Here is a 5,001-nt window from a genome sequence, read left to right on the forward strand (position 1 = left end):
AATTGACGCTCGCCGCTCAGAATAGTTGACGCCGGGCAGGTTGGCGTGCCCGGACGGCCCCGCACTGCCGCCTTTCATGTACGAGCGCTTTGGAACCACCTCGAGCGGGCGCCCCGATGGCATCCGTGTACCGGGGGTCGAGTTGGTCGCTCCGGTTGAAGTCGTCTAGGAGAAGCGCGATGACGCTAATCCGAGTACTTGCCGCGGGGTTGCTGTCACTTCTTGGCACTTCCCTGGCCGCTGCGCAGCCTGGATCCTCCCAACCGGTTCGCATCATTGTGCCGTACGCGGCCGGCGGACTGGTCGATGTGATGAACCGCATCATGGCGCTCCGGATGGCGCAGACGCTCGGCCAACCCGTCGTAGTCGAGAATCGCCCCGGTGCCAACGCCAACATTGGCCCTGCCCATGTCATGCAAGCACCTCCGGACGGGCGAACCATCCTGGCCACCGCTTCGTACTTCAGCACGAATCCGCTGATCGAAAGCAATCTCCAGTGGGCTCCAGAGAAGCTGATGCCGGTCGCACGGTTTGCCGTCTCTCCGAATGTGTTTGTCGTATCCGGCAAGTCAAGCAGTGTGACGTTGAAGGACTATCTCGCGGAGGCCAAGGCAAGTCCAGGGAAGCCTATCGCGGACGCTGGGCGCGGTGCCACGCAGACCATGGTGCAACAGATCCTGGCCGATACAGCGGGAGTGAAATTTACGCCGATTCAGTACAAAGGCGGCGTTTCATACGTGCCGGATCTGATCAGCGGCATTCTGAGCGGCGGCGTCGCGCCTTTCAATGTAGCCCTTCCTCTGGTGAAAGGCGGTCAGTTGCACGGACTGGCGATCACGAGCTCAAAGCGTTCAGCATTGCTGCCGCAAGTTCCCACGATGGCCGAGCTTGGGTTTCCCGAAGCAGCAATCGATAGCTGGCTGGGCTATCACGTCCCCGCAGGAACTCCGCCCGATGTGGTTGCGCGGCTCGTCGCCGCGGTGCAGGACGCCACATCCAACGAGGAGACTCGCGCGAAGCTCGCTGCACTGGGCGCGGAGAGTTCCTATCTCGATACGTCAGCGTTCAAGGCGTTCTTGCAGAACGATCTGACTCGCGCACAGCGCGCAGTCAAATTGAGCGCGGACAATCGATAGAAGAAGTACTAGCCCCAACAATCGGCAGCACTCTGACAGGCGCCATCGAGCGCCGGTCTCTTTCAGGCCACCATGCACCGTCCACACTACAAGTTCTGGCCGCGAGGCCTACCACCCGCCATTGATGTTCCCGCAACCTCGCTTTGGCACAATCTTGCCTCGGCCGCCGAAAGGTTCCCAGACAAGGCTGCTCTGGTGTTCTTTGGCCGCATCACCAGCTACCGTGAGCTGGCCGCGCAGGTGGAAAAATTGGCTGGAACCTTGCATGACCTGGGAGTGGCCCGTGGAGACCGCGTCTTACTGGATATGCAGAACTGCCCGCAGTTCGTGATTGCTCATTTTGCGATCCTGCGCGCCAATGCCGTGGTGGTACCGGTGAATCCGATGAATCGAGCAGACGAGCTCAAGCATTACATCACCGACTCCGGGGCGAAGGTCGCGATAACCACCGGCGATCTTGCCAATGCAGTGGCGGAGGCGAGCAATTCGCTAGAGCCGGCTCAGCGCCTCACGCATTTGATTATTACTCAGTTCACGGACGCCTTCGATCCCGAGATCACCGGTGAAGATGCTCCGATTGCAGCTTGGCGAGACTGGTTGCTCACACGGCATGCACTACCCCATCTAGCCGAAGGCACCGTGTTTAATTGGTGCGATGCCCTGAATGCTGGTCATGCGCCTCCAGCGCATTCGGTCGGGAGCGATGACATGGCGCTCTTGCCTTACACGAGCGGTACTACGGGGCTGCCGAAGGGCTGCGTTCATCACCATTCCACCTTAATGCACAACGTGATCGCCAACCAGTTGTGGGGGTCGATCGCCGCGGAGGCGGTGGTCTTGGCCGCAACTCCAATGTTTCACATCACGGGTGCAGTCATCGTGATGCATGCAGCCATCTACGCGGCAAACACTTTGGTGATCATGCCGCGGTGGGACCGCGAGTTCGCGGGTCGACTGATCTCACGCCACAAGATCACCAGTTGGATCAACATCCCTACGATGGTCATTGATTTGCTAGGAAGTCCCAATTTCGCCAGCTTCGATCTGAGCAGTCTTACCTGTATCGGTGGAGGGGGTGCCTCAATGCCTCAGACAGTCGCGCAGCGGCTCCTGGAGCAGTACAACTTGAAGTATGTTGAAGGGTACGGGCTCACGGAGACCGCAGCTCCCACGCATTACAACCCTTTCGACCGTCCGAAGCAGCAATGCCTTGGCATCCCCTGGTTGAGCACCGATTCACGCATTGTGGACCCCCAGACCCTTCAGGAAATGCCAATTGGCCAAGTGGGCGAAATCATAACGCATGGCCCGCAGGTGTTTCAAGGGTATTGGAATCAGCCCGACGCAACAGCCGCCGCGTTCGTGGAGTTCGAAGGAAAGCGCTTCTTCCGTACGGGTGACTTGGGGCGCATGGATGAAGACGGGTACTTCTTCATGACCGATCGCTTGAAACGCATGATCAATGCCAGCGGATTTAAGGTGTGGCCGGCAGAGGTCGAATCAATGATGTTCAAGAATCCTGCGATTCAGGAGGCTTGCATCATCTCCACGAAGGACGACTATCGCGGCGAAACAGTCAAGGCCGTGGTGGTTTTGCGGCTCACCCACAGTGACACGACCGAACAGCAGATTATTGATTGGTGTCGCGAGCATATGGCAGCGTATAAGATCCCTCGAAAGGTGGCATTCGTCGACGCGTTGCCCAAGAGCGGCAGTGGTAAAGTCATGTGGCGGTTGTTACAGGAGCAGGAAACAATCGACCAAGGTGTGGCAAGAGGCGCGCAATTACGCAGTTCCTAACGCAGCCATCAAAGCGCGTCGGTTTCGATGGATCTGAATAATCGCTCGCAGTAATCGATTCAATGCCGGCAAGTTGGCAAGGGGGGTGCGGCAGATATCTTGGACTGTTTATGCCGCGAGCCCCAGGCTTTTCCGGTACTCAATGGGACTGAGAGCACCGAGGGAGATCTTGATCTGTCGACGCCGGTTGAACTTTGACCCACCCTGCCGGTTGAACTCTGACCCGGGGATGGAAGCCGGCATCGTGGATGCCGACTGTGCATAACTGTAGCGTTTCCCTCCTTTGTTGCCTTACTTGTTGATGCCCAGTCGCTCGCTCGAAGAAGGCGCGAAGGGCGAAGCCCGTAGCGCCTTGTCCCTGCGTGCGTCGGAACGTGTCAATGACTTTGCTGCACCCGGCTTCATGAATTTACTGTGCAGGGCTGCGGCTTGTTGAGGGTGGTTGATTCCTGTTGTGGCGGGTTGATCCAGGCCGCCGTGGGCAGTGCGGGTGGTTGCGGGCACTTGCTCTTGAAGCGCTTCGGATGAGCATCGAACGCGGCATCGAGGGTGGCCTGGCGGGTGATGCGCATCTCGTGGGCATGACCGTAGTGCACGTTGTGCGGGGTCATGTAGCCGATGCCCGAGTGACGGTGTGCAGTGTTGTACCAGGCGAAGAATGTTTGGCAGTGCGCACGCGCGTCCTCGATGCAGCCGAAGCGCGCCGGGAAGTCCGGCCGATATTTCATCGTCTTGAACTGCGACTCGGAGTACGGGTTGTCGTCCGAGACGTGCGGGCGGCTGTGGCTCTTGGCAATGTCCAGATCCACCAGCAACGCGGCCACCGGCTTGGAGCGCATGCTGGCGCCTCGATCAGCATGCAGGGTCAGCGTGCCCGGCAGCACGGCGTGGCGCGCCACGGTCTCGGCGATCAGTTGCTCGGCCAGCTCGGCGCTCTCGCGCAGTGCGATCAGCCAGCCCACCACGTAACGGCTGAAGATATCCAGGATCACGTACAGGTGAAAGCACGTCCACTTGGCCGGGCCCTTCAGCTTGGTGATGTCCCAGGACCACACCTGGTTGGGCGCCAGCGCCAGTAACTCGGGCTTGGTGTAGGCCGGATGGGTGAGTTGATCGCGCCGCTCGCGACAGCCGCCGTTGATCGCCAGCAGCCGGTACATCGTGCGCACCGAGCCGAGGTAGCGGCCCTCGTCGAGCAGCGTGGCGTGTACTGCCGCTGGCGCAGAGTCGACGAAGCGCTCGCTGTTGAGCGTGTCCAGCAGCACCTGGTTCTCGTGCGGGTCCAAGGCCAATGGCGGACGAGGCCGCGCAGCGCGTTGTGCCCGCGGTCCCACCAGCGCCGCGCGGTGCAGAAGCGCCTGCTGGCGCGCAGGTGCTCCCCGCCACAGACCCATGGCCCGGCACGCAGCGCCGGCTCCAAGGACCGGGGCGAGTTCGTGCACGCCAGCCATCACGTCCTCTCGCCGTTGTCGTCGAGCGTGTGGCCCAACAGGGCGGCAACTTTTTTTTGAACTTCGATCACCAGCATCGCCTTGTCGAGCCGGCTCTTCAGGCGCTCGTTGTCGCGCGTGAGCTGCGCGATATGCAGCGCATCGGCGCGATCGGGATCGGACTTGGGTCCGCGCTTCTGCGGGGCCAGCGCGGCCAGATCGACCGCCTCGCGCTGGCGTCGCCATGTGCTCAAGGAGGACGAGTACACGCCTTCGCGGCGCATCAACGCGCCGATCTCGCCGGGCTTGATGCAGCGGTCGGCCGCCTCCACGATGCGGCGCTTTTCGGCGTTGGAGAACTGCCGACGTCGCGCACGCGGCACGACCTCCGAGTCTGTGCCTGCAGCTCGCATCGGTGCGGCCGATCCGGACGCATCTCCAGTCGCCCTACGGGCTCCTTCCAATGCGCCCGGATCGGGCAAACTATTCGCTGCGTCCATCGCGGCCTTGGGTTGTTGGTTGATCGTCATACCTACCTCGTTGCTCACTAATCTCTCAGGGGTAGGTGCAGCAGCTCATATTGGCACGGGGGGCTTCGTGATTCAACCTGCGTTTCCAGTCGACGTTTTGCGCTC

General features: G+C 60.8%; 3 protein-coding genes. 2 read left to right on the forward strand and 1 reads right to left on the reverse strand.

The features are described 5' to 3' along the window. Positions 1-179 precede the first annotated feature (179 nt). Positions 180-1,136, forward strand: coding sequence for a tripartite tricarboxylate transporter substrate binding protein (locus APY03_RS26225; protein WP_068681510.1), 957 nt, complete (start codon positions 180-182; stop codon positions 1,134-1,136). A 72-nt stretch (positions 1,137-1,208) separates the two neighbouring features. Next, positions 1,209-2,936 carry a long-chain fatty acid--CoA ligase gene (locus APY03_RS26230; RefSeq protein ID WP_068681512.1) on the forward strand — a complete coding sequence of 576 codons (1,728 nt, stop codon included), beginning with the start codon at positions 1,209-1,211 and terminating at the stop codon, positions 2,934-2,936. Between the two features lie 401 nt (positions 2,937-3,337). On the opposite strand, the gene APY03_RS40615 is transcribed toward APY03_RS26230, so the two are convergent. Continuing rightward, positions 3,338-4,779 (reverse strand): IS3 family transposase gene (locus tag APY03_RS40615; RefSeq protein WP_102906361.1). Its coding sequence is split into 2 segments (ribosomal slippage): positions 3,338-4,428 and positions 4,428-4,779, totalling 1,443 coding nucleotides; the frame shifts between segments, so codons are not numbered across the junction. Positions 4,780-5,001: the final 222 nt, after the last annotated feature.

The organism is Variovorax sp. WDL1 (genome assembly GCF_001541225.1).
Taxonomy (GTDB): domain Bacteria; phylum Pseudomonadota; class Gammaproteobacteria; order Burkholderiales; family Burkholderiaceae_C; genus Variovorax.

What these genes read in the sequence shown, in the direction of transcription:
- APY03_RS26225 (WP_068681510.1), top strand. Translation starts at nt 180, where the DNA reads ATGACGCTAATCCGAGTACTTGCCGCGGGGTTGCTGTCACTTCTTGGC.
- APY03_RS26230 (WP_068681512.1), top strand. Translation starts at nt 1,209, where the DNA reads ATGCACCGTCCACACTACAAGTTCTGGCCGCGAGGCCTACCACCCGCC.